22 protein-coding genes are annotated in these 25,820 nt (G+C 69.5%); 9 read left to right on the top strand and 13 right to left on the bottom strand.

Features of this window, described 5'->3' with window-relative positions:
* Positions 1-28: 28 nt before the first annotated feature.
* The 4 genes from ABD255_RS36335 to ABD255_RS36320 are packed head-to-tail and all read right to left on the bottom strand — an operon-like array spanning position 29 to position 4,188.
* The gene (locus tag ABD255_RS36335; RefSeq protein WP_344221325.1) at positions 29-829 is read right to left on the bottom strand and encodes a carbohydrate ABC transporter permease; all 801 of its coding nucleotides are present in this window, start codon (positions 827-829) and stop codon (positions 29-31) included.
* Complete coding sequence (locus ABD255_RS36330) at positions 826-1,725, bottom strand: carbohydrate ABC transporter permease (protein WP_344221324.1); 900 nt, start codon at positions 1,723-1,725, stop codon at positions 826-828. The genes ABD255_RS36335 and ABD255_RS36330 overlap by 4 nt, the downstream gene beginning before the upstream one ends.
* Positions 1,700-3,058 carry an extracellular solute-binding protein gene (locus ABD255_RS36325; RefSeq protein ID WP_344221322.1) on the bottom strand — a complete coding sequence of 453 codons (1,359 nt, stop codon included), beginning with the start codon at positions 3,056-3,058 and terminating at the stop codon, positions 1,700-1,702. The genes ABD255_RS36330 and ABD255_RS36325 overlap by 26 nt, the downstream gene beginning before the upstream one ends.
* Positions 3,055-4,188, bottom strand: a complete 1,134-nt coding sequence (locus ABD255_RS36320; RefSeq protein ID WP_344221321.1) for a carbohydrate kinase family protein — start codon at positions 4,186-4,188, stop codon at positions 3,055-3,057. Before ABD255_RS36320 ends, ABD255_RS36325 begins: the two co-directional genes overlap by 4 nt.
* Before the next feature lie 103 nt (positions 4,189-4,291).
* Between ABD255_RS36320 and ABD255_RS36315 the strand changes: the two genes are divergently transcribed.
* The 4 genes from ABD255_RS36315 to ABD255_RS36300 all read left to right on the top strand — a co-directional run bounded on the left by ABD255_RS36315 (position 4,292) and on the right by ABD255_RS36300 (position 9,891).
* Positions 4,292-5,059, top strand: coding sequence for a DeoR/GlpR family DNA-binding transcription regulator (locus ABD255_RS36315; RefSeq protein ID WP_344221320.1), 768 nt, complete (start codon positions 4,292-4,294; stop codon positions 5,057-5,059).
* Complete coding sequence (locus ABD255_RS36310) at positions 5,056-6,393, top strand: 6-phospho-beta-glucosidase (protein ID WP_344221319.1); 1,338 nt, start codon at positions 5,056-5,058, stop codon at positions 6,391-6,393. The genes ABD255_RS36315 and ABD255_RS36310 overlap by 4 nt, the downstream gene beginning before the upstream one ends.
* Before the next feature lie 339 nt (positions 6,394-6,732).
* Entirely contained in the window at positions 6,733-7,962 is a 1,230-nt protein-coding gene (locus ABD255_RS36305; protein ID WP_344221318.1) for a DUF1963 domain-containing protein, read from the top strand.
* Between the two features lie 333 nt (positions 7,963-8,295).
* Positions 8,296-9,891, top strand: coding sequence for a hypothetical protein (locus ABD255_RS36300; RefSeq protein WP_344221317.1), 1,596 nt, complete (start codon positions 8,296-8,298; stop codon positions 9,889-9,891).
* Here the strand turns inward: ABD255_RS36300 and ABD255_RS36295 are convergent, their stop codons facing one another.
* Complete coding sequence (locus ABD255_RS36295; RefSeq protein WP_344221316.1) at positions 9,892-11,349, bottom strand: NAD(P)H-hydrate dehydratase; 1,458 nt, start codon at positions 11,347-11,349, stop codon at positions 9,892-9,894.
* 1 nt (position 11,350) lies between these two features.
* A complete protein-coding gene (locus ABD255_RS36290) occupies positions 11,351-11,701 on the bottom strand; it encodes a holo-ACP synthase (RefSeq protein ID WP_344221315.1) in 351 nt (116 codons plus the stop codon).
* 93 nt (positions 11,702-11,794) lie between these two features.
* Here ABD255_RS36290 and coaA point away from each other — a divergent pair, with 93 nt between their 5' ends.
* On the top strand, positions 11,795-12,748 hold the full coding sequence (gene coaA, locus ABD255_RS36285; RefSeq protein ID WP_344221314.1) for a type I pantothenate kinase: 954 nt from the start codon (positions 11,795-11,797) through the stop codon (positions 12,746-12,748).
* A gap of 65 nt (positions 12,749-12,813) precedes the next feature.
* On the opposite strand, the gene ABD255_RS36280 is transcribed toward coaA, so the two are convergent.
* The 7 genes from ABD255_RS36280 to ABD255_RS36250 form a co-directional block, all read right to left on the bottom strand.
* Positions 12,814-13,767, bottom strand: a complete 954-nt coding sequence (locus ABD255_RS36280) for a hypothetical protein (RefSeq protein WP_344221313.1) — start codon at positions 13,765-13,767, stop codon at positions 12,814-12,816.
* A gap of 60 nt (positions 13,768-13,827) precedes the next feature.
* Entirely contained in the window at positions 13,828-15,018 is a 1,191-nt protein-coding gene (locus ABD255_RS36275) for an MFS transporter (protein ID WP_344221312.1), read from the bottom strand.
* 68 nt (positions 15,019-15,086) lie between these two features.
* Positions 15,087-16,370: an aminotransferase-like domain-containing protein gene (locus ABD255_RS36270; protein ID WP_344221311.1), complete on the bottom strand. Its 1,284-nt coding sequence runs from the start codon at positions 16,368-16,370 to the stop codon at positions 15,087-15,089.
* Positions 16,370-17,440 (bottom strand): alpha-hydroxy acid oxidase, encoded by a 1,071-nt coding sequence (locus ABD255_RS36265; protein ID WP_344221310.1) that lies wholly within the window; start codon positions 17,438-17,440, stop codon positions 16,370-16,372. Before ABD255_RS36265 ends, ABD255_RS36270 begins: the two co-directional genes overlap by 1 nt.
* Entirely contained in the window at positions 17,433-18,329 is an 897-nt protein-coding gene (locus ABD255_RS36260) for an alpha/beta hydrolase (RefSeq protein ID WP_344221309.1), read from the bottom strand. Before ABD255_RS36260 ends, ABD255_RS36265 begins: the two co-directional genes overlap by 8 nt.
* A 37-nt stretch (positions 18,330-18,366) precedes the next feature.
* The gene (locus tag ABD255_RS36255) at positions 18,367-19,575 is read right to left on the bottom strand and encodes a cytochrome P450 (RefSeq protein WP_344221308.1); all 1,209 of its coding nucleotides are present in this window, start codon (positions 19,573-19,575) and stop codon (positions 18,367-18,369) included.
* Between the two features lie 18 nt (positions 19,576-19,593).
* The gene (locus tag ABD255_RS36250) at positions 19,594-20,883 is read right to left on the bottom strand and encodes an SGNH/GDSL hydrolase family protein (RefSeq protein WP_344221307.1); all 1,290 of its coding nucleotides are present in this window, start codon (positions 20,881-20,883) and stop codon (positions 19,594-19,596) included.
* 190 nt (positions 20,884-21,073) lie between these two features.
* Here ABD255_RS36250 and ABD255_RS36245 point away from each other — a divergent pair, with 190 nt between their 5' ends.
* The 4 genes from ABD255_RS36245 (at position 21,074) to ABD255_RS36230 (ending at position 25,775) form a co-directional block, all read left to right on the top strand.
* Positions 21,074-22,651 carry a class I adenylate-forming enzyme family protein gene (locus ABD255_RS36245; RefSeq protein ID WP_344221306.1) on the top strand — a complete coding sequence of 526 codons (1,578 nt, stop codon included), beginning with the start codon at positions 21,074-21,076 and terminating at the stop codon, positions 22,649-22,651.
* Positions 22,648-23,901: an MFS transporter gene (locus ABD255_RS36240; RefSeq protein WP_344221305.1), complete on the top strand. Its 1,254-nt coding sequence runs from the start codon at positions 22,648-22,650 to the stop codon at positions 23,899-23,901. Before ABD255_RS36245 ends, ABD255_RS36240 begins: the two co-directional genes overlap by 4 nt.
* 52 nt (positions 23,902-23,953) lie before the next feature.
* Positions 23,954-24,646 carry an SGNH/GDSL hydrolase family protein gene (locus ABD255_RS36235; RefSeq protein ID WP_344221304.1) on the top strand — a complete coding sequence of 231 codons (693 nt, stop codon included), beginning with the start codon at positions 23,954-23,956 and terminating at the stop codon, positions 24,644-24,646.
* Positions 24,647-24,797: 151 nt separating this feature from the next.
* A complete protein-coding gene (locus ABD255_RS36230) occupies positions 24,798-25,775 on the top strand; it encodes a methyltransferase (protein WP_344221303.1) in 978 nt (325 codons plus the stop codon).
* The last annotated feature ends 45 nt before the right edge of the window (positions 25,776-25,820 follow it).

Genomic DNA, 25,820 nt, shown 5'->3' with positions numbered 1-25,820 from the left:
CCTTGCAGGTGACACAGCGGCGGATTCGTTATTCCCTGACAGCGCCCTCGAGCATCCCCGCGATGAAGTGGCGCTGCAGGAAGAGATAGAGAACGACGACGGGCGTCGCGACGATGACCGCACCCGCGGCGAGCAGGGTGAAGCCTTGGGTGTACTGCCCCTGGAAGAAGGCCAGGCCGAGGGGCGCGGTGCGGAGGTTCTCGTCGGTGACCATCACCAACGGGATCAGGAACTCGTTCCAGGTCCACATGAAGACCAGCACCGTCATCGTGACGATGGCGGGCCGGGCCAGCGGGACCAGGATCTGCCAGAGCAACCGCCGGGTGGACGCGCCGTCCAGCCGGGCCGCCTCGACCAGCGCCCGGCTCGAGGAGCGGAAGTAGGCCCGCATCCAGAACGTGCCGAAGGCAACGGATTGGGCGACCTGGGGCAGCGCGACGGCCCAGAAGGTGTCGGTCAGGCCGAGCGAGCGGAGGTCGAAGTACAGCGGTACGACGATCGCCTCGCTGGGCATCATGATGCCCAGCAGGAACAGGTAGAAGAGTGGACCCGAACCGCGGAACCGCATCACCCCGAAGGCGAAGCCGCTGAGGATCGACAGCAGCACGCTGACCAGTACGACGAACACCGACACCAGCAGGCTCATCCGCAGGTAGGTGCCGAAGTGGCCGATCTCCCAGGCGTCGGCGAAGTTGCCGAAGCCGGAGCTGTCGCCGGAGTCCGAGGGTGCGAACGCGGCCTGCAGGATGGTCAGGATCGGGGTGAGCGCGAACAGCGCGAAGACGACCAGGATCAGGTAGTTGGCGGACTTCTCGCCGCGGCCGATCATGAGGCGGTCTCCCGGTCGGCGATCCGGTTGATCAGCAGCGAGATGGCCAGGATGACGACCGTCAGGGTGACGCCGATCGCCGCCGCCGAGCCGACCCGCCCGAGCTCGAAGGCCCGGTGGTAGACCTCGTACGACGGAACGCTGGTCGAGTTGCCCGGGCCACCACCGGTGGTGACGTAGACCAGGTCGAACGTGCGCAGCGCGGCGATCACCGTCAGCGTCGAGGCCACCGCGATCTCGCCGCGGACGGAAGGCAACGTCACCGCGAAGAACTCCCGTACCGGCCCGGCACCGTCGAGCCGAGCGGCCTCGTAGAGCTCACCGCTGATCCGGCTCATCCCGGCCAGCAGCAGGACGGTGACGAGCCCGGTCTCGAACCACGTCCCGACGAACCCGACGGCCGGCAGCGCGAGCGTGTAGTCGCCGAGCCAACCGCGTTGCAGCGAGTCCAGCCCGAGCGCGCCGAGCAGGTCGTTGAGACTGCCGTCCGGTGCGTAGATCCGCCGCCACGCGACGGCCACGACGACCATCGCCACCACCTGCGGCAGGAACACGACCGTCCGGAAGAACGGCAGCCCGCGGACCTTGGCCCGGTTCAGGACCGAGGCCAGTACCAGGCCGACGCAGACCGGGATCACCGCGAAGAACACCATCAGGATCAGCGCGTGCCCGAAGGCGCCGCGCAGTCCCTCGTCGCTGATGATCTCGCGGTAGTTGCCGAGCCCGATCCAGCGGCCGAGCGTCAGCCCGTCCCAGTCGTAGAAGGACAACTGGACCGCGCGCAGCAACGGATAGAGCAGGAACGCCGCGTAGACGACGAAACCGGGGAGAAGGTACAGGTACGCGATCCGTCTGGGTTCACCCGGCGGGCTACCCGTTCTTCGCGGCGAACGCACCGTAATCCTTCTCCAGCCGGTCGACGAACTGGTCCGGCGTCGCCTTGCCGGCCAGCAGATCCTGCAGTGCGGCACCGATCGTGTCGTACATCGTCGGCGTCGCGTAGTCGAGGTACGGGACCAGCCCGTCCGCCTCGACGGTCTTGCCGAACGCGGTGAAGACGTCCTGCTGCAGCCCCGGCGTGACCTGCTGCGCGGCGGTGTCGGCCACCGGCAGGTTGCCCGTCTTGGCGAGTACGCCCATCGCGTCCTGGCTGGTGATGAAGTTGATGTACGCCGCGGCCGCCTCGGGGTTCTTGCTCTTGGCGGTGATCGCGAACGGCAGGCCGGTACCACCCGTGGCCAGCGGCTGCGCGTCGGCGCTCGAGCCCGGCGGCACCATGAAGCCGACGTCCTCGCCCATCGCCTTCTGCAGATCCGCCTGCAGCCAGGTGCCGGCGATCAGGTAGCTGCCCTTGCCCTTGGAGAAGTTCTGCCAGGCCGGGTCGTAGTCCTGCCCGTTGAAGCCCTCGTTGAAGTAGCCCTTGCCGACCCAGTCGGTCAGAGTCTGGGCCGCCTTGACGTTCTCCGGCGTCTTCCAGCTGGCGCCCTTCTGGCCGAAGGCGAGCTGCTTGATGGAGTCGGCGGGCGTAGTACGGCCTTGCACTGTGCCGAAGACGTGGATGGCCGGCCACTTCTCCAGGTTGCCCAGGACGAGCGGCGGCTCGCCCTTCGCCTTCAGAGCCGCCAGGGAGGCCTCGAACTCCTCCCAGGTCTTGGGCTGCTCGACGCCGGCTGCTGCCAGCTTCTTCTTGCTGTAGTAGATGCCGACGACCTCACCGACCTGCGGCAGCCCGTACAGGTTGCCCTGGCCGAACGTCTTGCCGTCCGCGCTGTACGACGAGTACTGCCGGACCGAGGCCGGGTAGCGCTTGTCCCACCCGTACGCCGCGGCGTACGGGCCGAGCGGCACCAACTGGTTCGCCTTGACGAACTCGCCCATGTCGGAGCGGCCGTTGTTCGCCTCGACCACATCGGGCGGCTCGTTGCCGCTCAGCGCCAGCCGCAGCGTGGTCTTGAGGTCGTCGAAGGACCGCGAGACCCGCTTGAGCTTGATGTTCGGGTATTTCGCCTGGAACGCCTTGTTCAGCTCTTCCATCTGGGCCTTCTGGCCGCCGCGCACCTCCTGGTCCCAGACCAGCAGGGTGACGTCGCCGAGCTTCGAGGCGTCGGTCTCCACGTCCGACGCCGTCGCCTGAGGTGGTGGCGCCGACGTGTCGGATCCCGGGGCGCAGGCGGCGAGGGCGAGGGCGACGGCTCCCGCGGTCAGCATCAGTCTTGGTGAGCGGCTCATGAAGTACTCCAGGAGGTGGGGGTGACATCCGCGTTGCGGGCGATGGTCGCCGCGGCCCGACGGACCGCGCCGACGGGGACGGAGGGGACGATCTCGTCGAGGAAGGCGTACCTGCGGCGCAGGGAGCGGGTGTAGCTGGACTGGTCGGTGGAGTCACGGAGATCGTGCCACCAGTCGGCGATGTCGCCCCAGCCGGGCGCGGCCAGCGAGCCGCCGAACTGCTGCACGGCCAGAGCCGAGCAGAGCGTGGAGAAGGCGAGCCGGTGCTCGAGGGTCCAGCCGGCCAGCGTGCCGACGACCAGACCCGCACCGAAGACGTCGCCGGCGCCGGTGGGGTCCAGCGCGGGGACTCGGAGCGCGGGGACCCGGGCCTCTTCGCCAGTGGTCGCGTCGATGGCGAGAGCACCTTCGGCTCCGTTGGTCACGACGGCCAGGGGCACGCGATCAGCCAACGCGTACAGGGCATCCTGCGCGCTGTCGGTGCGGGTGTAGGCCATCGCCTCGGCCGCGTTGGGCAGGAAGGCGTCGCAGTGCTCGAGTTGGTCGAGCACGGTGGTCGACCAGGCGCCGCTGCCGTCCCAGCCGACGTCCGCGAACACCTTCGCGTCGTCCTTGCGGGCCAGGTCGACCCAGGTCGCCCGGCTGGGGTCGCCGAGTGGCTCGATGTCACCCAGGTCCACGATCACCGCGCGGGTGCGGGGCGGCTGCCCGATCAGTTCGGTCGCCGACAGCGGCGAGGGATGCCCGTGGGTCACCATGCTGCGGTCGCCGTCGTGGGCCACCGAGACGGTCACCGGCGAGTGCCAGTTGTCGAACCGGCGGGACCGGCCCAGGTCCACGTGCTCCTGCTCGGACAGCGTCCGCCAGCAGAAGTCCCCGTAGTCGTCGTCGCCGAACGCGGCGGCGAGCGAGGTCCGCAGTCCGAGTCGGCTGGCCGCGATCGCCAGGTTGGCGGTGCCGCCGGGCGAGGAGCCCATCCCGTCGGCCCACACCTCGGTGCCGTCGCTCGGCCGGCTCGGTAGGCCGGTGAAGATGATGTCCAGGAACACCGTGCCCCAGAGGAAGACGTCGAACTCGGCCCCTCCAGGGCCGCGCTGACCGGCCAGTGGGTCGTACGTCGTGTCCGGCATTCCGCCATCTTGCTCCTGACATAGCGGGGCTGGCAAGCATGTTTGATCAAAAATCTGCAGATGCTGCGCACTACTGAGCGGTTATGACTGATATCTTCGAAGCGTGCGACACCAGCGGCAACTAGAGATCGTCCAGCGGTTGCGGACCGACGGCGCCACCTCGGTGGACGATCTGGCCCGGCTGCTGGGGGTCAGCGCCGCCACCATCCGTCGCGACCTGCAGCGGCTGGACGAGGCCGGCCAGATCACCCGGGTGCACGGCGGCGCGATCATCCCGTCGGACGACTCCGAGGACGCCGACCGCGAGCGCCCGTTCGCGGCCGTGGCCGCCGACGAGGCCCCCGACAAACGCTCGGTGGCGCGGCTGGCGGCGACCCTGGTGAACGACGGCGACGTCGTCCTGCTGGATGTCGGGACCACCACCCAACTGCTGGCCCGCGAGCTTCGCGGCCGCCGGGTCACGGTGATGACCACCAGCCTCGCCGTCCTCGACGTACTGCGGGACGATCCCGCGGTCGAGTTGATCCTGCTCGGCGGCTGGGTCCGGCGGGCCTACCACTCGCTGGTCGGCGTGCTCACCGAGGACGCGCTGCGCCAGGTGCACGCGGATCTCGCCTTCCTCGGGGCGAGCGGGGTGCGGCGCGATGGCGAAGTACTCGACACCACGCTGGTCGAAGTACCGGTGAAGCGGGCGATGGTCGAGGCCTCGGACCGCGCGGTCCTGCTGGCCGACAAGCACAAGTTCCCCGGCACCGGGAAGCTCAAGGTCTGCCATGTCGCGGACCTGAGCGTGGTCGTCACCAACGCCGGGGCGGACCCGGACACCTTGCAGATCTGCAGCGACAACGGCGTGGAGGTTCTGACCGCATGAAGCTGGCCATCCTGGGCGGCGGAGGATTCCGCGTCCCGCTCGTCTACGGCGCCCTGCTCGGCGACCAGAGCTCCCAGCGAGTCGACCGCGTCTGCCTGTACGACGTGGATCCCGGCCGGCTGACCGCGATCGGCGAAGTACTGCGCCAACTCGGCGCGGGCCACGAGGCCGCGCCGACAGTGGAGACCACGACGGACCTGGACATGGCGCTGGAAGGCGCCGACTTCATCTTCTCGGCGATCCGCGTGGGCGGGCTCGAGGGCCGTACCGCGGATGAACGGGTCGCTCTGGATCTCGGGCTGCTCGGTCAGGAGACGACGGGGCCGGGCGGGTTGGCCTACGGGCTGCGGACGCTGCCGACCGCAGTACGGGTGGCTGAGCGGGTGGCGGCGATTTGTCCTGAGGCCTGGGTCATCAACTTCACCAACCCGGCCGGGATGATCACCGAGGCGATGCAGCAGGTCCTGGGCGAGCGCGTGATCGGCATCTGCGACTCCCCCATCGGCCTCGGCCGGCGCGCCGCTCGCGCACTCGGCCACGACCCCGCCCGTACTTCGGTCGCCTACGTCGGGCTGAACCACCTCGGCTGGCTGAACGGCCTCGGGTACGACGGGCACGACGTACTGCCTGAGCTGATCTCCTCGGCGGAGTTGCTGAGCACGATCGAGGAGGGCCGGCTCTTCGGTGCCGAGTGGATCCAGGCGCTGGGGTGCCTGCCCAACGAGTACTTGTATTACTACTACTTCACCCGGGACGCGGTGGCGTCGATCAAGGGTGGCGCGGAGACCCGCGGCGAGTTCCTGCTGAACCAGCAACGCGCCTTCTATGAGTCCGTCGCCGCGGATCCTTCGACGGCCCTGGCGCAGTGGCGGCAGATCCGGGAAGAGCGCGATGCCACCTATATGAAGGAATCCCGGACCGCGTCGGAGTCCCGCGACGCGGCCGACGTCGAGGGCGGTGGGTACGAAGGTGTCGCGCTGGCGATCATGGCGGCGATCGCCCGCAACGAACGTGCGGGCATGATCCTCAACGTCCGCAACGGCTCCACTGTCCCCGGCCTGCCGGCTGACGCTGTCGTCGAGGTTCCCTGCACAGTAGATGCCGACGGCCCCCATCCCTTGGCCACCAGCCCACTGCCCGGCGAGCAACTGGGCCTACTCCAACAGGTCAAGGCAGTCGAGCAACTCACCATCCAGGCTGCGCGCGACCACTCTCCTACGGTGGCGCTGAAGGCCTTCGCCCTCCATCCGCTGGTGGATTCGGTGACGACGGCTCGTACGTTGCTGTCGAACTACCGTGTCAGGCATCCGGACCTCGCGCGGCTCCTGGGCTAGCTGGCTGAGCCGTAGCCGACTTCCCGCCCTGGCAGACCGTTTACTGGTACCTCAACCGTTGGGAGCAGTACACGGTCACCGAGCAGATCCTTCCGGTGGTGAACAGCCGCGGATCACCGAAGGCCGTAACCCGCAGCCCAGAGCAGAACTGATCGACTCTCCCAGCATCGACTCCTCCGGTCACGCGGTTCGAGGCGCCATCATCGACGCATTCGCGCGTGGTGTCGACGCGGGCGAGCTAGCTTCTTGGTCTCGCCTGTGACGGCCGACGTCCGCTCGTGCCGCATTCCGCTCATAGCCGACGTGCGCGCATTTCGCCGAGGAGGTTAGGTTGCGGTCATGGTGAACCGTGTGGACCCGAATAGTCCGGTCGACAGGTACGACGAGCTGATGGCGCGGCGTGCGGCGGTGGAGCAGGAGGTGCGCGGGCGGCTCACACGTCACAGCGAGGAGGTGCTCAGGCAATTGCCGCTTGCGGGCGGGTCGACACAAGCCGTGGGCGGCCGCACGGACGGCATTCGCCTGATTGCGAATGGCTCGTTGCACGCGACGTTGACGTTGCGAGACGTCCACGGCGTGACGTCGACCGTGACCCTTCGTGCCGATCCGGGCGGACAGGTCGAGGAGTACACCGCAGAAGAACATGAGTCAGAGGTCGTGGCGCCGATCCACACGCGCGACGAGTTCGACGAGCGCCTCAGCATCGTGACCACGCTCGCGCGAGAACACCTGCCTGCCGGCGCCGCGGAGGATTTCCTTGCCATGCTGCGCCCGGCACTTCGGCTGGTTCATGCGGGCGAGAATGAGCCGGCTGTGGCGCAGCTTGGCGGGCTGCCCACGCTGCCTGTCAATTCCTGGCCGGTGTGGGAAGGACATGGCCCGCTCGGCCACGTGCTGAGTTTCGATTGCGCACCGGTCGCGGCGATGCTGCCCGAGCTGGGGCTGCCAAACGACGGCCGGTTGGCCTTCTTCTACTTCGATGACAGGTACGACGATGGCGAGAGCACGGTCGGATCCTGGGACCCGGCGAGCCACCCCGGGTTTCGGGTGCTTCATCTCCACCCGGAACTGAGCACCCGAGCCAACATCACCGACACCGCGACTCCGGTGCCGCCCGGTCTTGCCCCGTTTCCGGTAGTCCCTCTCGCGGCGGTGCGAACGGTGACCTGGCCGTCGCATGAGACGGCGATGGCACAGGCTGTCTGGAACAGGCATGGGCTGACGGGTCCAAGGCCCGGCGTTCCGGCGCCATCGGTGGGCGCTCTGTACGAAGGTCTGTGGAAACTGCCAGGCGGCGGTTACGACACCCACCAGATCGGAGGCCATCCCTGCCCCCAGCAAAGTCCAGTCGAGATGGACGTCGAACAATTGCGGTGCGGGCTCGACGGCGAACCGTTCGACTGGAACGACCCCAGCGTCCGGTCGGCCGCGTCCGACTGGCAACTGTTGCTTCAGGTGGCCTCGGATGACGACGCCGACATGATGTGGGGCGATGTGGGTCAGCTGTACTACCTCGTCCAGAACGCTGAACAGCCACAAGACGCTCTGTTCACCTGGCAGTGTGGGTGAAACCGTCGCGACAGGCGTCGATCGGCACCCGCCCACTGCATAGGCCCGGGTCCGATGTGCCAGCGCACGAGGGTGGAAACTCGGCGTACTCGGGTTGGGCCTCAGGTGGGACTCTTCCTCCTTGACGCGGGCTGTTGCTCCATTCTGCGACAGCTGCCGGGGCCCACGGGGACAAGCGCAGAGTGCAGGAGCACCAATGGCTCGTCGCGGCTTCATCGGACTTGCATATCCGGTTCCTGACTCAGGCGCGTGTGATGTTTCCTCTTGTGGATAAGGGCTTTCAGGCACGCCTGACATTTGCGCCACCTACTGCACTCGAGTAGATTCGAACACATGTTCGCTAGCGATGTTTCCAGCCTTGACGCGACCGCGACCCTCAACGCGGCCGCCGAAGCCCACGCGCGGCGAACCCAGGCTGAGATCGACCTGATCGAAGTATTCCTGCATTTCGCCGACCTGCATCCCGACCCCGCCACCATCCCCGGCCACGAGTCCCTGCCTGGCGGTGAACGCGGCTGGGTCAACGGTGGTCCGGGCTGCCCAGGGGTCGCGGAGTTCGCCCTCGCGGAGCTGGGAGCCGTGATCGGACGCTCGGCCGGCTCGGCCGCCTGCTTCATGGGCCAGTCCCTCGCCCTGCGCCATCGCCTGCCCAGGATCTGGGCCAAGGTCAAGTCCGGGTACGGCGAGCCCTGGAAGGCCCGCACCATCGCCACTGCCTGCCTCGCCCTGTCGGTCGAGGCGGCCGCGATCGTCGACCGACGCGTCGCCGGCATCATCGACACCGTCACTCCGGTGCGGCTGGACAAGATCGTGAAAGCGGCCGTCCAGCAAGCAGATCCCGAGGCTGCCCGCGCCACCGCCGAAGCGAGGGCCAAGGAACGTGGCGTCTGGGCCGGCCAGGTCGACGAGCACGGCAGCACTGTCCTCACCCTGCGCGCGGCAACCGGCGACGTCATCCGCTTCAAGACGACGATCCGCCAGCTCGCCGACGCCCTGGCCGAGCTGGGCGACACCGGCACTCTGCAACAACGCAAGGCCCGGGCGGTCGGCATCATCTCCGACCCCGCCCTCACTCACCACCTCCTGAGCGTCGCCCACCACCTCACCCCGGCGGCATCACGTCCCAGCGATCCCGAGAACGATTCCCCGCCCGCATCGCCCGCGCCGCATGAACGGACCGCCCCTACCGATCCCGGCGATCCCACCGAACCCGCTGATTCCGCCGAACCGGCCGAACGCACCGATCCCGGCGATCGCACCGAACCAGCTGACACCTCCGACCCGGCGGAACGCACCGAACCCACCGAACCCGCCGATCTAGCCGATCCGCGAACGGACGCTGCCGCACGCCGTAACCTCGCCGCGAAGCTGGCGACGCTCAAGCGGGACGCCTACAGCCAGGGCATCGGCGCGACGGGACGCCGTCCCGCGCAGCCGACCCTCTACGTCCACATCACCGACGAGACTCTCCTGGCCGGCGGCGGAGTCGCGCGGGTCGAGCGCTTCGGCCCCGTCTTCGCCGCCCTGCTGGAAGAGCTCCTCGGCCACGACCGGATCAACGTCACGCCCGTCATCGACCTCAACGACAAGCTCAGCGTCGACGCGTACGAGATCCCCCGCCGCGTCCGCGAACGCATCAAGCTCACCCACCCGGTCGAGCAGTTTCCCTACGGCTGCGCCGAGACCACTGACAGCACTGACCTCGACCACCTCAAGCCCTACGACTTCGCCGACTCCGGCCCACCAAGGCAAACCAGCACCACCAACCTGGCCCCGCTCCGGCGCTACAGCCATCGGGTCAAGACCCACGGGGGCTGGGCCGTCCGCCGGCTCGACGACGGCACTCTCGAGTGGACCACCCGCCACGGGTTCAGGTTCCTCGTCGACCACACCGGCACCCACCGCCTCAGGGACGACCCAGGCGGATGACTACTCGCCGGCGGGGTCGGGCTCGGCCAGCAGTCCGCGGGTGGCGTCGGGGAGCTTGGCGGCGACCTGCATCGCTGTGAGCGGTCCGCCGGCCGAGGCGAGATTGGCGGCGGCCGCGTGGAGATAGGCGCCGACGCTGGCCGCGTCGAGGGGGTTCAGACCGGCGGCGAGGAGGGAACCGCACAGGCCCGCCAGTACGTCGCCGGCGCCCGCAGTGGCGAGCCAGGCGGTGGCGTTGGTGTTGACCCGGACCTCGCCGCTCGGTGCGGCGATCACGGTCGTCGACCCCTTCAGCAGCACCGTGACGTCGAAGCGCTCCGCGGTCAGCCGGGCATGCTTCAACCGCTGTGCCTCGACCACCGCGCGATCCACCTCCAGCAGGCGGGCGAGTTCACCCGCATGCGGCGTGATCAGGACGCTGTCGTGGTCTCCTGAATCGTCGAGCGCTTTGATGCCGTCGGCATCGAGCAGGACGGGTTCCTCCTCGTCGAGCAGTTCGCGGACCTTCGCGAGATCGAGGTCGTCGCCGAGGCCGGAGCCGACTGCCCAGGCCTGGACTCGGCCTTCACCTGCGACGATCTCCGGGTGGGCGGCGCGGACTGCTTCGGCGACGGAGTCCGGGCCGACATAGCGAACCATGCCGATCGGGCCGGCCAACGCGCCGGACGTCGCGATCACGGCAGCGCCGGGGTACTGGGCCGAGCCGGCCATCAGGCCGAGGACACCGCGGGAGTACTTGTCGGATTCGCCGCGGGGGACGGGGTAGAGGGCGCGGACGTCGGCGGACTGGATGGACTCGATGGCGGCGTGCGGCAGGTCGAGCCCGATGTCGACGAGGTGGACCGGGCCGCAGGCCGTCGCGGCGGGATCGACGAGGTGGCAGATCTTGTGAGTGCCGAAGGTGACGGTGAGTGCCGCGCTGACGTGCTCTTCAGGAGTTTCGCCGCTGTCGACGTCGACCCCGGAAGGCACGTCAACAGCAACAATCGGCACCCGATGCTCCCCAGCCACCCGCACCGCTGCAGCCGCCTCAGCCCGCAGCCCCGGCCGCCCACCGATCCCGACAATGCCGTCAACAACAACATCAGCCCGCGCGATCTCGCCGGCGACGCCGGAGGCGAGCCCCGCGGCGTCAGTGGCGGCGCCGCTCCCCGCCACGCGGCCGCCTGCGGCGAGGAGGGCGGCCAAGGCGGCCTGGTGGTAGTGCTCGGAGAGCAGGACGGCGGTGACCTGGGCGCCTCGGCGGGCTAGTTTCTCGCCGGCGTACAAGGCGTCGCCGCCGTTGTCGCCGGAGCCGATCAGCAGGACCACGCGGGCGCCGTACGTGTGACCCAAGAAGTTGCTGATGGCAACAGCAAGACCGGTGGCGGCGCGTTGCATCAGGGTGCCCTCGGGGAGCCGCGCCATCAGGTCGGCTTCGGCCGTGCGGACCTGGTCGACGGTGTGGGCCCGGCGCATCTCAACCCTCCAGGACGACGACCGCCGACGCGATGCCGGCGTCGTGACTCAGCGACAGATGCATGCTCTGTACCCCGAGCTGAGCGGCCTGCGCGGCGACCGTGCCGGTGATCTCCAGCCAGGGCCGGCCGGAGTCGTCGGTCCACACCTCCGCGTCGTGCCACTGCATCCCGGCCGGAGCACCGAGCGCCTTGGCGAGCGCCTCCTTGGCGGCGAAGCGGGCCGCGAGCGAGGCCGGCGGCTTCCTCGCCTCGGCCTCGGTGAAGACGCGATCGCGGAGCCCGGGGGTCCGTTCGAGCGTTTTCATGAACCGCTCGACATCCACCACATCGATGCCCACCCCGACGATCATGGCTTAGTTGATGTGACAACTGCCACACCCGCAGTCTCGTTGCCGCACATGCCGGTCAGCGTAGCCCGGGGATCTGTGGGAAGAATGGGCCCCATGCTGCAGCCGTCGCGGGAGGTGACCCCGTACACCGAGCTGGACCGTGCCGCCTGGGCCCAGTTGGCCGAGACGACCGAGTCACCGTTGACGGCCGACGAGATCGAGCGGCTGCGCGGCCTCGGCGACGAGATCGACATCGACGAGGTGCGCGAGGTCTATCTGCCGCTGTCGCGGATCCTGTCACTCTACGTAAGGCACGCCCGCGCGCTGCACTCCGACACCGAGACGTTCCTGGGCAAGCCGGCCGCGACCCGGACGCCGTTCGTGATCGGCATCGGCGGGTCCGTTGCCGTCGGCAAGTCCACCACCGCCCGGTTGCTGCGCGAACTGCTGGCCCGCTGGCCCGAGCACCCGCGCGTCGCCCTGGTCACCACCGACGGGTTCCTCTGGCCGAACGCCGAGCTCGAGCGCCGTGGGCTGATGCAGCGCAAGGGATTCCCCGAGTCGTACGACCGCAAGTCGTTGCTGCGGTTCGTGGTCGAGGTGAAGTCCGGGATGGACAACGTCGAGGCGCCGGTCTACTCGCACCTGCACTACGACCGGATGCAGGGGGTCCGGACCACCGTCGAGCAGCCCGACATCCTGCTGCTCGAAGGCCTGAACGTGCTCCAGCCGGCGCCCCGGCACGCCGACGGCAAGAGCGGTCTGGCGGTGAGCGACTTCTTCGACTTCTCGGTGTACGTCGACGCCGCCGCCGCCGACATCCGGTCCTGGTACGTGCACCGCTTCCTCAAGCTGTGGGAGACGGCCTTCCGCAACCCGGAGTCGTACTTCGTCCGCTACGGCGAGCTCAGCCGCGGCGAGGCGATCGCCAAGGCCGAGTCGCTCTGGGACGGCATCAACGGCCCGAACCTGCGGGAGAACATCCTGCCCACCCGCTCGCGGGCCACCCTGGTCCTGCGCAAGGGTGCCGACCACACCGTCCGCTGGGTCAGGCTCCGCAAACTCTGACCGCCCCGAGAACAACCGGGGACGCCGCGATCGCGACGTCCCCGGTCAACTGACTACTGCTTTGGCTACTCGCCGACCAACTGGTCGTAGTGCGTCGTGAACGACACGTGGTTGACCCCGTTGAAGACGACCCCCGGGACCCTGCCGTACGACGACATCGCGGTCGCGGTCCCGTTCATCTTGCTGAAGGCGTACTGGTAGCCGGTGTCGGTGTCGTGGTCGACCCCGACGACCAGCGAGCCGCCGCGAGTACCACAGCCCTGGACGGCCAGGGACTCGTACGCCGCGAAGCCGGAGCTGCGGATCAGCTTGACGACCGGCTTGGCCGTCGCGGTGACCGGGATCCGGATGGTGTAGAGCGCGCCGGCGTTCGTGGTCATCAGCAGCGTGTCGTACGTCGCCGTCTCGCTGATCACGGTCATCGTCTTGAAGCCGCGGAAGCCGGCGAACGAGCCGAGCGACCGGAAGCCGCCGCCGCTCTGCGCGTAGCGGTACAGGTTGCCGTTGGTGTTCAGGCCGTACAGGTAGGAGTGCCGCGGCTGAGCGACGCTGTAGTTCGAGGTGGCGATGGACTTGAAGCTCGTCCAGCCGGACCCGATCCTGGCGAAGGTGGGCCGCGTCGTGCCATTGTCGTACACGTACGTCGTGTGCCGGTACAGGTTCCCGCCCTGCAGGAGCAGGCCGTAGAAGTAGTACTGCGTGCCGGCGGCGTTCGCCGCCAGGTACCAGCTCGCGTTGGTCCGGGTGCCGACGAAGTTGAACGGCTCGTACACCACTGCCGACGGCGGCCGGCCGGCGGTGATGTCCGCGTCCTGCACGGTGCCCGCGGCGGTCGGCCAGCCGACCCAGCTGATGCAGGCGGCCGCCGTGGCCTTCACCGACGGGTTCGAGCCGGCGATCTTGGCCGCATAGTTCGGCTTCGGGTCGGCCTGACCGGCGGCTACGGCCGGATTGGACGCGGCCGTGGCGGCGAGCATGCCGACGCCGGCCACCGCGAGCGCGAGGCGCTGCAGTTTCATCAAGGAGTCCCCCTCCAGGGCAAAGAAAATCTGTCTCGGTCACCCCGAGATCGACGGTGACTATAACCCGACTTTCAGGTCACCGGCGTGTCGTTTCAGCGTCGGCACGATGGCGACGGCGACAATGCCGGCGGTCAGGCCGAAGGCCAGCGGGTAGCCGGTCCCGGCGACCACGAAGCCGAAGACGATGGCGCCGACGCCCCAGCCGCCGTCGTACGCGAGGTTCCAGAGCGCGCTGACCTGGCCGTAGCGGGACTTCGGCGCCCGGTCGTACATGGTCGCCAGCGTCAGGTTCTGCGCGGCGCCGAAGCCGATCCCGAAGAGGGCGGCGCCGACGATCACCGCCGCCGCGCTGCCGATGAAGACGAGTGATCCGGCGCCGATCGCCGCCAGCAGCATCGCGGGAGCCAGCAGCCGCACCGGTCCGAAGCGGTCGCCCAGCCGGCCGGCGACCCAGCGGGCGGCCGGAGCGGTGACAGCCTGGATCAGCAGCGCGACGGCGACCACCCCATGGCTGTGAGAGGCCAACGGCAGGAACGTCACGCTGATACCGGCCGCCACCGTGACGGCGGCGAAGACGAAGGTCGGCATCAGCAGCCCGCTCCCCCGCAGTCCGCCCAGCACCTTCACGTGCTGCTTCTCCCCGACCTCTGTACTGCGCCGCGGCATCCCCGGCAGCGCGGCAAGACCGGCCAGCGAGGCGACCGCCGCGAGCACGAACAGCGCGTCGAACCCGACCACGCCGGTGAGGTAGACGCCGAGCGGGAGGCCGATCGCGGCGGGCAGACCGACCACCACTCCGTACACGCCGAGGCCTTCGCCGCGGCGATGCGCCGGAGTGAGTTCCGCGACCAGCGCGACCGCACCGACGACCAGGATCGCCAGGCCGGCGCCGCGGATCACGCACACCGCCAGCACCAGCGGCAGAGACGAGGTGCCCACCAGCGCTAGCGAGGGCGCTCCGAGCAGGACCAGTCCCAGCCCAAGCGTGGCGCGGTAGCCGTACCGCGCCAGCATCGCCGGGACCAGCAGTTCCATCGCGACGGCCGAGAGCATCATCGCGCCGGTCGACAGGCCCGCGCCGATGCCGCCGGACCCGCTGGCCGCGAGGTAGAGCGGGACGACGGAGGTGAGCAGGTACATGCTCAGCCCGGAGCCGAACACCATCACCAGCAGGCGCGCGAACTGCGGCGTCACCAGCCGGTCGGTCGGAGTGGCGATGGTCGGGATCTCGCACGCGATGTCAGTCATGACTTCACCGTAGAAACGAACCGGTCTTCCCTACAGATCCAGTTGCGACCCCGTCGAGAGGACCAGTTTCACAGCTGGTCGTCGATCAGCGCGGCCAACCGGTCCAGCCCGGCGTCGATCTGCTCGAGGGTGACGGCACTGCAGGAGAGCCGCAGCGAATGGACCGGCCCGTCCCCGTCGTAGAAGTGGCCCATCGGGGTCCAGAGCACGCCGTACTCCTGGGCGGACTTCTCCAGCAACGCGTCGTCGACGGCGAACGGCACGGTGACGACCACGAAGAACCCGCCGCTGGGCACCGTCCAGGTCAACGTCCCATCGGGGAAGCGGGCCGCGAGCCCGTCGGTGATGGCGCGCAGGTTGGCCGCGTAGATCGCGCGTTCCCGGTGGTTCGCCGAGACCAGGCTGCAGCCGTTCGCCAGCAACTTGCCGCCGATCACGGCCTGCGCCACGGCCGAGGTGTTCACCGTGACCATGCTCTTGATCTTCGACAGTTCGTCGGCGAGCAGCCCGATCGTGCCGTCCGGAGCCGCCACGGTCTGATCCGCCACCACGTACCCGACCCGCGCCCCCGGCAGCGCCGTCTTGGCGAACGAGCCGAGGTAGACCACCCGTCGCTCGGTGTCCAGCGCCTTCAGCGTCGGCACCCGGTCGACCCCCTCGGCGGGGAACAGCCCGTACGGATTGTCTTCGAGCAGGAGCAGATCCTCCTGGGCGGCGATCTCGAGCAGGCGGTGCCGGGTCTCGAGGTCCAGGCTGAGCCCGGTGGGATTGGCGAAGTCAGGCATCACGTAGCAGGCGCGCGGACGCAGCCCTTCCGCCCGGGCCTTCTTCACCACAGCGACCAGGTCGTCGAGATCCACCCCATCGTTGCCACCGGCAACAGCGAGCACAGGGAGGTCGACCAGTCGGGCGGCGCCGATGATCCCGACGTACGCGGGCGACACGGTGAGCAGTACGTCGGACGGCCCGGCGCGGAGCGCGCGCAGTACGAGGAGCATCGCCTCTTGGCAGCCCACTGTCACCACGAGCGCCTCGGGGTCGACCGTGATGCCCTCGTCGATCTCCAGGTTGCGTGCGACCAGGTGGTGCACGATGCCCTTGGTCCGCCCGTACTGGAAGATCGCCCGCCGGACGCCGGCTTCGTCGTACCCGAGTTCCTCGCGCAGGTAGCGACTGAAGGTGTCGAGGTAGGAGTGCAGGTCGTCGAGAGCGTAGAACTCCTCGTATGGGCGGCCGGCGGCGAGCGAGATCGCGTCGGGGTAGTGGTTCGCCACCTCGTTGAGGAAGTTCATCGAGGTGAGCGCCCGGTCGGTGAGCGAGCCGTGCAGGTCGGCGACGTCCAGGTCTGCCATCAGGCCCTCCCGGTGGTGAGCCAGCCGGCGGCGGCGAGATCGGCGCACCCGGCGAGCATCATCGCGTCGGCCAGTTCCCCGCGCAGCAGTTCCAGCGCTTCGCCACACGCGTCGACCGCCAAGGCCCACAGCAACGGCCGCCCGACCAGTACTGCGGACGCCCCGAGCGCGAGTGCTCGCAGGACGTCGGTGCCGCTGCGGATCCCGCTGTCCAGCAGCACCAGACAATCGTTGTCCACGGCATCGACCACTCCCGCGAGGGCGTCCACCGAGCTCATCGCCCCGTCCAACTGGCGACCTCCATGATTCGACACGACGATGCCGGTGGCACCTAACTGGACGGCTCGGGTGGCGTCCCGCGGATCGAGAATGCCCTTCAGGATCAAGGGAAGCCCTGTCCTGGTCCGCAACCACTCCAGATCCTGCCAGGACACTGCGGGCTCGAAGGCGGACGCGGTATGAGCGGCGACGGCCGACAACCCCGGCACCCCCACGTGAGCCTCCGTCACCGGGTCCACGAGGTTGGCCGCCACCACGTCGTCCGGCAGCGCGAACGAGTTCCGCACATCTCGCAGCCGGCGGCCCATCACCGGCACGTCGACCGTGACCACGATCGCCGAACAGCCGGCCTCCTCGGCTCGGCCGACCAGCGACTCCACCACGCCACGATCCCGCAACCAGTACAGCTGGAACCAGCACTGACCTCCGATGCCGGCGATCTTCTCCAGCGGGTAGCTGCTGAGAGTGCTGATCGCATAAGGCACGCCCGCCTCAGCGGCGGCCCGGGCCAGCAACAGTTCGCCCTCAGGATGCAGCAAACGCTGATAGGCCATCGGTGCGACCACAACCGGCATGGAAGCCCCACCGACGACACCGGCGGGAACTCTCCAACCTGTGTCGGCGGCTGCTACCCCGGCCAGTACTCGCGGAGCGAGGGTGACAGCGTCCAACGCGGTCCGGTTCCGGCGAAGGGTGGTTTCCGACCCGCTGCCGCCGGCGACGAAGTCGTACGTCTCCGCGGGCAGTACGGCGGCCGCGAGCGACTCGTAGTCGTTCAGGGTTTCAGCCATGGAAGGTCCGGCGGAGCCAGGTCGCGGCCTCGGCAATCGCCCTGCGGCCGCCGTCCAGGACGCCCGACATGGCGAAGAAGCCGTGAACCATGCCGTCGTAGCGGCTCAGCTCGGTGGGTACTCCGGCCGCGTGCAACTTCTCGGCGTAGAACTCGCCCTCGTCGCGAAGCGGGTCGAACTCGGCGGTGATGACCAGGGCGGGCGGCAGGTCGGCGTGAGAGGAGGCCAGGAGGGGTGAGGCGAGTGGATTCTCGCCGTCCTCGGGAGTGGTGAGGTAGTGGTTCCAGTACCAACTGACCGACGTGCGGTTGAAGAGGAACGGGTCATCGCCGGCGCGCATCGAGGCGGTGTCCGAGCCGTACAGCGTGTTCGGATAGACGAGCAACTGACCGGCCAGAGCCGGGCCGGAATCCCTGGCCAGCAAGGTGGTCGCGGCTGCGAGGTTGCCGCCCGCGCTGTCTCCACCGACGACCAGGCGCGACGGGTCGGCCCGCAGATCATCCGCGTGCGCGGCAATCCACTGCGTCGCCGCGTGGCAGTCGTGAACGGCGGTGGGGAAGGGGTGCTCCGGAGCGAGCCGGTATCCGACGGTGATCACCTGGCACGGTACGGCGTTGGCCAGTTGGCGGCAGATGCCGTCGGCGGTGTCGATGCTGCCGAGCGTCCACCCGCCGCCGAAGAAGTAGACCAACGTCGGCAGCGGACCGTCACCGGCAGGTCGGTAGACGCGGAGCGGCAGCCCGGCCTCCGTGACGAGATCCTCGACCTGATGGACGGGCTCGACGTCACCGCCGGCGGCTTGGACGGACGCGAGGTCGGCCGCGCGCGCCTCCGCCAACGTCTGCGTGTAGAGCTGCGGCACGTCGTCGGCCGCGCGCTTCGCACGCATCTCCACAACCTGCGGATCCAGGGGCATGTCCCACCTCTCAGGTCAGTGTCACGGGCATGCTGGCGAAACCGCGCAGAGCCAGGCCGGCACTTTGCACGGGCGGTCCCGCCAGCGCGAGATCGGGGAACCGCTGGAACAGCCGGGGCAGGGCAAGCCGGCCCTCGGCCCGCGCCAGCACCGCGCCGACGCAGAAGTAAGGACCTGCGCCGAAAGTGAGGTGCCGCTTGTCGGGCCGCTCCACGTCGAACACGTCAGGCGCGGGGAACCGGGCAGGATCCCGGTTCGCCGCTCCCAGGAGAAGGAGCACGAGCCCACCGGCCGGAACCACCACACCACCGACGGGCAGATCCTCCGACGCCGTCCGAACCAGGAGCTGGACGGTCCCGTCGTACCGGAGTACCTCTTCGACGCAGGCTTCAGCCACGTCTGGGTCCGCGGCGAGCGACTTCACCACCGAGGGCCGCTCCAGCAGCGGCGGCAGTGCGTTGCCGAGCAGGTTGATCGTGGTGACGAAGCTGGCGTTGAACAGCACCAGCAGATTGCCGACCAGCTCCTCGTCGGTCAACCGCTCCTCGCCGGAGTCGATCAGCTGGACCAGCCCGCTGATCAGATCGTTGCCAGGGGCAACGCGGCGGTCGGCGATCAGCCGGTGGTAGTAGGCCGACATCTCGGCGGCGGCTTCGTTGGCAGCGGCAACTTTCTCCGGTGCGCCGCCGCCGAAGTCCAGGTAGTCCTCCACCCGCTGGACCCGGCTCCGGAACCAGTCCAGGTCCGTCGCCGGGATCCCCAGCAGGGCACTCATCACCCCGGCCGGCAGCAGATAACCGAACTCGGCGAGGAAATCGACCGGCCCGTCCTCCCCCAGGACGGCCAGCCGGTCCAGCAGTTCGTCGGTCAGCGCCGCGATCCGAGGCTCCAGCTCGGCCACCCGGCGCGGCGTGAACGCCGTGTGGAACGCCCGCCGCATCCGGGCGTGATCGGGCTCGGTCCGGAACATCATCGAGTTGCCCAGCGCCGTCGTGATCGGGTCGGCGTCGGCGGCGGGCGCCGGGCCGCCCTTGACGAAGCGCGGATCGCGGAGGATCTGGTCGACCTCCGCGTACCCGTTCGCCACCGCCGCGTACGCCGGGCCGGCGGGCGTCAGGTTGACCGGCCCGAGCTCGTGCAGCTTCTCGTACAACGGGTAAGGCTCCCGCCGTCCTTCGTCGGTCTGCAGCAAGGCCAGGATCTCGTCAGCCGTCATCATGTCGCCCGCCTCCGTCTGTCACCGCACGAGCTGCAAGGGGATCGCGTTCGCCATCGCCTGGTAGCCGGCGTCGTTGAAGTGGATGTGGTCACCGCCGTCGTACTCCGCCCGCAGCTTCTCGGGCGCGGCAGGATCCCGGACGGCCTGGTCGAAGTCGATCACGCCGTCGAACTCGTGCTGGCCGCGCAGCCAGGTGTTCACCGCGACCCGGGCCGCCTCCTTCTCCGGCGTCCAGCCGCCGGGCGCCGCGAAGCCGCCGTACGGCGTGATGGTCGCGCCGACGCTGCGGATCCCGTGCTCGTGCAACTGGCTGTTGATCTGCCGGAGCGCCGCGATCAGCTGGTCGGCGGTGGCACCGTTCATCCAGAGGTCGTTCACGCCCAGGTGGGTGATCACCACCCGCGGGTCGGTCTGGCCGAAGACGTCCTCGTTCAGCCGGGCCAGCGCGTTCAGGCCGAGCTGCTCGACGCCGGGACCACCGAGGATCGGCTCGGCACCGTCACGCAGCAGCCGGTTGCCGGCCAGTCCGACGTTCAGCACCGCGGGCGTGTCACGCCGGCGGTCGGCGACCAGCCGCTCGGCCAGCTGGTCCGGCCAGCGGTTGTTGCCGTTCAGGGTGCTCAGCGAGCCGTCGGCGATGGAGTCGCCGAGGACGACGATCGCGCCGTCGGACCGGTCGGTCTGCACGTCCACGCCGGCCAGGAAGGTCCAGCAGCAGGCCCGGGTCGTCACGTACGGCGTGCCGTCGGTGGCGTCGGTCAGGTCTCCAGGTCCGAAGAAGTTCTCCTGGTTGGACGACGCGTGCCAACTGGTCGGGCCGGTCGCGGTCGGGTAGAAGACGCTGATCACCAGCGTGCTCAGATCGGCGACCCTCAGGTCGACCGGGTCGCTGAGCAGTTCGGCCCCCTTGTTCATCACCGCGGTCGCCGAGCCGTTGAAGGTCAGCGTGCGCTTCGAGGCCGGGTCGAGGTCGGACTGGACCGGCGTCGCGGTGTTGGCCTTCGCGACGGTCGCGGCGCCGATCTGGACCGGCCGGTCGCCGTAGATGTTGGAGAACCGGATCCGGACCTTGTCGCCCCCCACGGACGGCCGGACCACGTAGCGGGCGCTCTGGTTGGTGAGGCCGGTGGCGGTGAAGCCGGTGGCCTCCGGCCGGGTCACCCCGGTGGACCAACTGCCGACCCATTCGGACCGGTCGCCGTGCCGCTGCGTGGTCTGGGCCTGCGAGCCGGTGAAGACCAGGGCCGAGCCCGCGAGCGAGACGGCGGCGGCGAGCGCGGCCGATCTGACGGAACTGGAAATGCGCATGGAACAACCCCCCAATGGGTTGACGCGGGCCGGATCAGAAATACCGGCCCGAGTGGCGGTGACGGAAACCTAGTTCGCCGTTCCGGCAGCCGTCAACGGGAGCTTTGAATTACCCGCTTGAATTTCCCGAAAGCTGGCCGCGGCGGAATTCTCGAAGTACAGTCGCCCCGGATCGGAAGGGTGGGGCACCATGTCGGTCGATATCGCGCTGGGCAGAAACTTGGAGCAGTCCGGCTCCTACGTCGTCGCCGCATTGCGTTTGTTCGCCGGGTACGGCGACGCCGAGGCGATCGTGGCCGGTGACCGCCGGGTCACCTTCGCCGGACTACGGACCCAGGTGCTCGAACTGGCCGCGACCCTGCAGGACCGCGGCATCGGCCCGGGCACCGGCGTGCTGGTGCTCGCCGGGAACACGATCGAGTTGCCCGCGCTCCAGTTGGCGCTGCACCTGGTCGGGGCCCGGACGATGTGGATCGCGCCGATCGCGGGCCGCCGGGAGATCGAGGCGTTCGCGCGACTGTCGGAGGCGGATGTCTTCGTCTACGACGCGACCACCAAGGCCGTGCTCGGGGAACGCCTGGCCGTGAGCCTCGGAGTACCGGTTCACTGCCTCGGGGACGGGGGTCTCGGCCGCAACCTGCTGACGCCGAGCGGCACCGAGTTCCAGCCGGAGATCGGTGACGTGGCTCCGGCCACCTGCCTGCAGACGAGCGGGACCACCGGGGAGCCGAAACTGGTTCACCACCGGCAGGCGTTCTACGAGCAGATCCTGACGCTGGCCGCCGACTACCTGGCCGCCGGCCTGCCCGTACTGCGGCACCTGTCGCACTCGCCGATGGCGTTCGCGAGCGGCCAGATCACCAGCTTCTTCAACCTGTTCATGGGCGGTGTGCTGTTCCTCGAGGACCAGTGGGACGCGGGTCGCGCGCTGGCGACGATCCAGCGCGAGCGGATCAACTCGACGTACGTCTCGCCGCCACTGCTCTACCAACTGCTGGACCACCCGGACCTGCCGACGACCGACGTGAGCAGCCTGTTCATGCTCAACGTCGGCGCCGGTCCGGCCGCGCCGTCCCGGCTCCGCCAGGCGATCGAGCGGTTCGGCCCGGTACTGCGGATCGTGTACGGCCTCAGCGAGGTCATCGTGGTGACGGCCCAGCCCGGGCTGACCGAGGACCCGGACCATCCCGAGCGCCTGCGCTCCTCCGGTACGCCGTACGGCGATGTGCGGGTGGAGATCCGCGACGCCGACGGCAGCCGCCTGAACCCGGGCGACACGGGTGAGATCTACGCGACCAGCAGGCTCCGCTTCGCCGGGTACTGGGGACGCCCGGACCTGACCGACCGGGCGATCGTCGACGGCTGGGTCCGCACCGGCGACCTGGGCTACCTCGACACCGACGGCTACCTGTACGTCGTGGACCGCGTGCAGGACACGATCGTCACCGGCGCGAGCAACTGGAACGTCTACTGCCGCCCGATCGAGGACCTGCTGCAGGCCCATCCGGGCGTCCGCGCGGCCGCCGTCATCGGCGTACCGGACGAGGCGTTCGGCGAGGTCCCGCACGCCTACGTCGTCCCGTACGACGGCGCCGTGGTGACCGCGCGCGAGCTGCAGCACCTGGTCCGCGGCGAGTTCAACGAAATGTGGACACCGCGCGGGATCGAGTTCCTCGACGACCTGCCGCTGACCTCCGCCCACAAGGTCGACAAGGTCGCCCTGCGGGCCCGGTACGCGGCCGGCAGCGGGCCTGGCGAACTGACATGAGACCGACGCCGCGGGTCGCGCTCGTCACGCTGTTCACGGCCGACATCCTCTCCGCGCTCGGCACCCGGGTGTCCGCCGTGGCGATCCCCTGGCTGGTGCTGATGAGCACCGGCAGCGCGGCCAAGATGGGCCTGATCGCCGCCGCCGAGATGCTCCCGTACGCCATCACCGGGGTGCTCGCCGCGCCCCTGGCGGACCGGTTCGGCCTGCGCCGTACGTCGATCGTCACCGACGCCGGCAGCGCGGTGGCGATGGTCGCGGTGATCATGAGCCCGGGGTCCTCGTTCGTCCAGTTGGCCGTGCTGGTGGCCATCGGGGGTGCGCTGCGTGGGATCGGCGACCGGGTGAAGCACGTGATGCTGCGCCCGCTGGCCGAGCAGTGCGGCGTCCAGATGCTCCGGATCACCTCGCTCTACGAAGGCCTGAGCCGGGCCGCCACGCTCGTCGGCGCCCCGCTCGGCGGCCTGCTGATCGCCGCCCTGGGAACCAACGGCGCCCTCTGGGCCGACGCCGCCTCGTTCGCCGTCTGCGCCGCCCTCGTCGCCGCCCTGGTCCGCCTCCCACCGGAGGAACCGGCCCCAGTCGTCCGCCAGCCGGAGCCCTACTGGACGGCGCTGCGCGGGGGGTTCGCCTTCCTGCGCCGTGACCACGTGCTGATCGGCATGATGATGATGACGTTCGCGATCAACGTCTTCAGCCAGGCCAGCGGTGCCGTCTTCACCCCGCTGTGGGTCGACGAGGTGACCGGCTCGCCCGTGGTGCTGGGCCTGCTGTTCGGCGGCTTCGCGGGCGGCGCGCTGCTCGGAAACCTGATCTTCACCGTGTACGCGGACCGGATCCCGCCGTACCGCGCGTTCGTCATCGGCGCCCTGATCGGCGGGGCTCCCCGGCTGCTGACGATGGGGTTGTCCGACCAGGTCTGGCTGGTCGTCTCGGTCAGCTTCCTCTGCGGCATCGCCAACGCCTCGCTGAACCCGGTCATCGGCGTCACCCTGTACGAGCGGGTGCCGCCGGCGCTGCAGACCCGGGTGTTCGGGGCGATCGGCGCGATCACCTTCGCCGGCATCCCGGTCGGCAGCCTGCTCGGCGGCTGGAGCGTGGCGCTGGTCGGCCTGCGCCCGGCGCTGCTGCTGGCCGGCGGGCTCTTCCTCGTCGCCACCCTGATCCCCGTGATCCAGATGTACCGCCGTCCCCTGTCCATCCCGCAGTACGGCGCGACGGGTCGCCCCAAGACGGAGGAAGCAGCGTGACCGAGTTGAATTGCGCGCCGCCTCCACTCCTCAGTCCAGGCCGGGAGGCCCCATGACCGAAGACGACGACCCCTACTGCCTGCGGCCCGGCGAGGGCGCGAAGTCGCTGGCCGGGCACCCCTGGCGGCGCCTCGTGGTGCTCGGCGACAGCGTGGCCGAGGGCCTGTGCGAGCCGCTCGACGGCTACAGCGACCTGCAGTGGGCCGACCGGCTCGCCGCCGAACTCAGGTCCGAGGCGCCCGGGCTGGAGTACCTGAACCTCGGGGTCAGCGGCCTCCGGGCGCACGAGATCCACGCCACCCAACTCGCCCCCGCGCTCGCGTTCCGCCCGGATCTGGCGCTGGTGATCGGCGGCGGCAACGACGCCTTCAGCGCGCGGTACGACGCCGACCGGGTCGACCGGGAGCTCATCGCGATGATCACCGCGCTCCAGGCGGCGGGCGCCGAGGTGATGACGCTGGGCATGTTCGACGTGTCGGCCAGCCCGGCGATCCAGGAGTGGCTCCGGCCCGGCTTGAGGCAGCGGATGCGGCTGCTGTCGGAGCGGACCCGGGCGCTGGCCGAGCTGCACGGCACGATCCACGTGCACCTGACCACGCACCCGCTGTCGACCGATCCCGGCCTCTACAGCAGCGACGGACGGCACGGGAACGCCCGCAGCGACGCAATCGCCACCGCCGAAACCGTGCGCCGGCTGGCAATGTACTTGAATGCCGTCGGTCAATTACCGGAAAAAGGCAAATGAATACTCTCGTCGGGACGCAGTCAATTCGTCGGGAACGAATTGCGAGCGGGCGATTTCGGCGAGTCACCCGAATAACTGTCCGGTGGTCCGGTGAAAGCCGTCAAGGAACACCGGTGACTGCCAGGACCAATTCCTTGATCGGAGCCTGCTGATGACGAAGCCGCTGGAGCTGATGGAGTTCTGGGCGATGACCGACCTGGTCACCCCGATGGCGCTGCGGACCGCGGCCACGCTGCGGATCGCCGACCACCTGGCCGACGGCCCCCGGGAGCTGAAGGAGTTGGCCGCGGTGACCGGTTGCGACGCCGACGCGCTCGGCCGGGTACTGCGCTACCTGGCCTCTCGAGGCGTCTTCGTGGCGGCGGACGGCGAGCGCTTCGAGCTCGGCGAGACCGCTCGCTGGCTGCTCGACGACGATCCGAGCGCGGCCCGCCGCTGGCTGGACCAGGACGGCTACGGCGCCACCATGGACCGGGCCCACCTGGACCTGCTCGGCATCGTCCGGCGCGGTGGACCCGTCCAGGCCGCCAACAAGGTCAGCCTCGACGAGGCCGCGGCGGCGTCGTACGACCAGTTGATGGAGGCGAACACCCGGAACGAGGCGCCGCTGCTGGTCCGGGCGATCGACTGGAGCCGGTTCGGCCACATCGTCGACCTCGGCGGCGGCACCGGCGTGCAACTGGCGGCGATCCTGGCCGCCACCCCGACGGCCCGCGGCACCCTGGTCGACCTGCCCGGCAGTGTCGAGGTGGCAACGCGCCGGTTCGCCGGCGAGGGCCTCGCCGACCGCTGCGACGTCCTGGCCGGCAACATCTTCGAGCTCGACCTGCCGGAGGCGGACGCCATCCTGCTCCGGATGCTGGTGCACTCGTTCGAGGACGACCAGGCCGTCGACGCCCTGACCCGCTGCCGGCGGGCGCTGCGTCCGGGCGGTTCCGTCCTGGTGGCCGAGGCGGCCGACACCCACCTGCCCGGCTTCACCACGATGGACCTGATCATGCTCGTCCTCGGTCACGGCCGGGAGCGCACGCTGGCCCAGTACGACGAACTGGCCGCCGCGGCAGGCCTCACCCGCATCGCGATCCACACACCCCCGACCGGTCCCCGAGCCCTCGAGTACACCGCCTGAGCTCATCTCGTCGAAGACCGTCCGCCAGCCGGCGTCACCGGCCCA

Source organism: Kribbella sancticallisti (assembly GCF_039530625.1).
In the GTDB taxonomy this organism is placed as follows: Bacteria; Actinomycetota; Actinomycetes; order Propionibacteriales; family Kribbellaceae; genus Kribbella; species Kribbella sancticallisti.
The sequence above is the reverse complement of the archived record's forward strand: the minus strand, read 5'-3'. Positions and strand labels throughout refer to the sequence as shown.

What these genes read in the sequence shown, in the direction of transcription:
- ABD255_RS36235 (WP_344221304.1), top strand. Translation starts at nt 23,954, where the DNA reads ATGACCGAAGACGACGACCCCTACTGCCTGCGGCCCGGCGAGGGCGCG.
- ABD255_RS36275 (WP_344221312.1), bottom strand. Translation starts at nt 15,018, where the DNA reads ATGACTGACATCGCGTGCGAGATCCCGACCATCGCCACTCCGACCGAC.
- ABD255_RS36335 (WP_344221325.1), bottom strand. Translation starts at nt 829, where the DNA reads ATGATCGGCCGCGGCGAGAAGTCCGCCAACTACCTGATCCTGGTCGTC.
- ABD255_RS36295 (WP_344221316.1), bottom strand. Translation starts at nt 11,349, where the DNA reads ATGCGCCGGGCCCACACCGTCGACCAGGTCCGCACGGCCGAAGCCGAC.
- ABD255_RS36310 (WP_344221319.1), top strand. Translation starts at nt 5,056, where the DNA reads ATGAAGCTGGCCATCCTGGGCGGCGGAGGATTCCGCGTCCCGCTCGTC.
- ABD255_RS36290 (WP_344221315.1), bottom strand. Translation starts at nt 11,701, where the DNA reads ATGATCGTCGGGGTGGGCATCGATGTGGTGGATGTCGAGCGGTTCATG.
- ABD255_RS36300 (WP_344221317.1), top strand. Translation starts at nt 8,296, where the DNA reads ATGTTCGCTAGCGATGTTTCCAGCCTTGACGCGACCGCGACCCTCAAC.
- ABD255_RS36260 (WP_344221309.1), bottom strand. Translation starts at nt 18,329, where the DNA reads ATGCGTGCGAAGCGCGCGGCCGACGACGTGCCGCAGCTCTACACGCAG.
- ABD255_RS36245 (WP_344221306.1), top strand. Translation starts at nt 21,074, where the DNA reads ATGTCGGTCGATATCGCGCTGGGCAGAAACTTGGAGCAGTCCGGCTCC.
- ABD255_RS36240 (WP_344221305.1), top strand. Translation starts at nt 22,648, where the DNA reads ATGAGACCGACGCCGCGGGTCGCGCTCGTCACGCTGTTCACGGCCGAC.
- ABD255_RS36320 (WP_344221321.1), bottom strand. Translation starts at nt 4,188, where the DNA reads ATGCCGGACACGACGTACGACCCACTGGCCGGTCAGCGCGGCCCTGGA.
- ABD255_RS36265 (WP_344221310.1), bottom strand. Translation starts at nt 17,440, where the DNA reads ATGGCTGAAACCCTGAACGACTACGAGTCGCTCGCGGCCGCCGTACTG.
- ABD255_RS36280 (WP_344221313.1), bottom strand. Translation starts at nt 13,767, where the DNA reads ATGAAACTGCAGCGCCTCGCGCTCGCGGTGGCCGGCGTCGGCATGCTC.
- ABD255_RS36255 (WP_344221308.1), bottom strand. Translation starts at nt 19,575, where the DNA reads ATGATGACGGCTGACGAGATCCTGGCCTTGCTGCAGACCGACGAAGGA.
- ABD255_RS36270 (WP_344221311.1), bottom strand. Translation starts at nt 16,370, where the DNA reads ATGGCAGACCTGGACGTCGCCGACCTGCACGGCTCGCTCACCGACCGG.
- ABD255_RS36250 (WP_344221307.1), bottom strand. Translation starts at nt 20,883, where the DNA reads ATGCGCATTTCCAGTTCCGTCAGATCGGCCGCGCTCGCCGCCGCCGTC.
- ABD255_RS36305 (WP_344221318.1), top strand. Translation starts at nt 6,733, where the DNA reads ATGGTGAACCGTGTGGACCCGAATAGTCCGGTCGACAGGTACGACGAG.
- ABD255_RS36230 (WP_344221303.1), top strand. Translation starts at nt 24,798, where the DNA reads ATGACGAAGCCGCTGGAGCTGATGGAGTTCTGGGCGATGACCGACCTG.
- coaA (WP_344221314.1), top strand. Translation starts at nt 11,795, where the DNA reads ATGCTGCAGCCGTCGCGGGAGGTGACCCCGTACACCGAGCTGGACCGT.
- ABD255_RS36325 (WP_344221322.1), bottom strand. Translation starts at nt 3,058, where the DNA reads ATGAGCCGCTCACCAAGACTGATGCTGACCGCGGGAGCCGTCGCCCTC.